We start from the raw sequence: 2,130 nt of genomic DNA, 5'->3' as shown, positions 1-2,130 counted from the left end.
AAGATAAGATTTCCCATGACGAAAGTCAGTAAGACCCCTTGAAGAACACAAGGTTGATAGGTCGGAGGTGTAAGTGCAGTAATGTATTAAGCTGACCGATACTAATAGGTCGAGGACTTGACCAAAAAGAATCGCTAGTCACCAATCACTAATCGCTATTATTTCATAATTGATGGTTAGAGACTGGAGATTGGTATTCAGTTCATTATGCAATTTTGAGAGAACAATGTTTTCTCAATGTATACCACAAACGTCAATGAGAGATTAAGTATCTGGTGGTTATAGCGTAAAGGGTTAAATGTCTAAATGACATTTAACGAGTAATTTAGCAAATCTGTGATTTGCGTTAAGAATTACTCCGGTTGCCATCAAGTTAGCTCTATGTTTAATAGAGAGAATTTAATATCAAAAATAGAATCTGGTAGTTATAGCGTAAAGGCAACACCCGTTTCCATTCCGAACACGAAGGTTAAGCTTTACAGCGCCGATGGTACTGCATGGGAGACCGTGTGGGAGAGTAGGTCACTGCCAGGTAAAAAACGTTCCACGGTAGCTCAATGGTGGAGCACTCGGCTGTTAACCGATAGGTTGGAGGTTCGAGTCCTCTCCGTGGAGCCATATGGCTCGATAGCTCAGTCGGTAGAGCAGAGGACTGAAAATCCTCGTGTCACTGGTTCGATTCCAGTTCGAGCCACCAAATAAGGCGCTATGGCCAAGTGGTAAGGCAGAGGCCTGCAAAGCCTTTATCCCCGGTTCAAATCCGGGTGGCGCCTCCAAAAAAAGCTCGTATATCATGTGATATACGAGCTTTTTTTAAAACATTTTCTTTTTTATTAAATACAGTGTTGCTAAAACAGATAGTATTAACGATACTCCAACAGCATACCAAAAACCAAAATGAGTTTGTGCAAAAGGAATATCAGGAACATTCATACCCCAGTATCCAGATATAATTGTTGGAATAGACATAACTATGGTGACAGCTGTCATAAGTTTCATTACAATGTTTAAATTATTAGATATTACAGAAGCAGATGCTTCCATAGTACCAGTCAAAATATCACTATAAATTGTTGTCATTTCTATTGCCTGTTTATTTTCCAAAATAACATCTTCTAAAATATCTTTATCCTCTTCATATTTTTGAATCAGGTTTAGTTTTAACATTTTTTCAAGAGTTATTTCATTTGATTTTAGTGAAGTTGAAAAATAAATAAGTGAGTTTCTTAGTGATAATATATACATCAATTCTCTGTTTCCCATAGATTTTTGTAACTTTTTTTGTATCATTAAACTTTTCTTGTCAATCTGTCTAAGACATTCAAGATAGTAATTTGATACTCTAAACAAAATTTGGAGTATAAATCTAGAACGTTTATATGTATAAAAATTTCTAACTTTATTGTTTACAAAATCATTTAAAATTTTACTGCTTTTAAGGCAAATTGTTATCAATTCATTTGGTGTATTGATAATAGCAAGAGGATAAGTATCATATGTTAATGAATTGTCTTCGATTTCTGTAAAAGGTATATCTATTACTATTAAAGTTATATTATTTTCAATATCAATACGAGAAGGTTCTTCATCATCTAAAGCTGAATTAAGGAAATCTAAAGGTACAGACGTTTTTTTTGAAATAAACAATAAATCTTGCTTTGTAGGTGATATAACATTAATCCAGCAACCTTGTTCTATTGAATTAATTTTTTCAAGTCTTGGATTTTCACTATCTATAGTCTTATATATAGAAATCATAACGATTTTCCCTCCTTTACTTTTTTTAAATTAACACATAATTTAGTTAGAGCATAATTATTATATTATGATTGATGTGAGCAAATACATTGTAATTATTACATATTGACAGAATAATTACAAGGTTATCATATTTTGATCAGCTCTAAAGAGCAAAATCTAGTTTGATCTATCTATCAAGCAAAAATTAAATGCCAAATTTTACACTTAATTACATATGATTTTTCAAAAAAAGACTAAGCATATTTTTTTAATAATTGTTAAAAATTTTTATAATAATCTTTACTTTTTATCACCTCCATAGTACAATTTATATATCATAAATAACGTATTTGTGTACGTTTATTTAAGTAGTTAATATCTTCAATAGTT

At 31.7% G+C, this 2,130-nt stretch carries 1 protein-coding gene, 3 tRNA genes and 2 rRNA genes; 5 read left to right on the top strand and 1 reads right to left on the bottom strand.

Features of this window, described 5'->3' with window-relative positions; translation table 11 throughout:
• The 5 genes from CLTEP_RS13800 to CLTEP_RS13780 all read left to right on the top strand — a co-directional run.
• Positions 1-125: ribosomal RNA gene (locus tag CLTEP_RS13800) — 23S ribosomal RNA — on the top strand; the annotation flags it as partial.
• A gap of 292 nt (positions 126-417) precedes the next feature.
• Positions 418-534, top strand: a 5S ribosomal RNA gene (gene rrf, locus CLTEP_RS13795).
• Between the two features lie 9 nt (positions 535-543).
• Positions 544-618 (top strand) — tRNA-Asn (locus CLTEP_RS13790).
• 3 nt (positions 619-621) lie between these two features.
• Positions 622-697 (top strand) — tRNA-Phe (locus CLTEP_RS13785).
• A gap of 5 nt (positions 698-702) precedes the next feature.
• Positions 703-776: transfer RNA gene (locus CLTEP_RS13780), tRNA-Cys, on the top strand.
• Positions 777-813: 37 nt separating this feature from the next.
• Here CLTEP_RS13780 and CLTEP_RS13775 read toward each other — a convergent pair.
• A complete protein-coding gene (locus CLTEP_RS13775; RefSeq protein WP_066827641.1) occupies positions 814-1,758 on the bottom strand; it encodes a magnesium transporter CorA family protein in 945 nt (314 codons plus the stop codon).
• Positions 1,759-2,130 lie beyond the last annotated feature (372 nt).

This window comes from Clostridium tepidiprofundi DSM 19306 (assembly GCF_001594005.1).
In the GTDB taxonomy this organism is placed as follows: Bacteria; Bacillota; Clostridia; order Clostridiales; family Clostridiaceae; genus Clostridium_AC; species Clostridium_AC tepidiprofundi.
This window is presented reverse-complemented; position numbering and strand designations above follow the sequence as displayed.

Excerpts from the sequence above, each read along its gene's own strand:
- CLTEP_RS13775 (WP_066827641.1), bottom strand. The coding sequence starts at position 1,758 with ATGATTTCTATATATAAGACTATAGATAGTGAAAATCCAAGACTTGAA.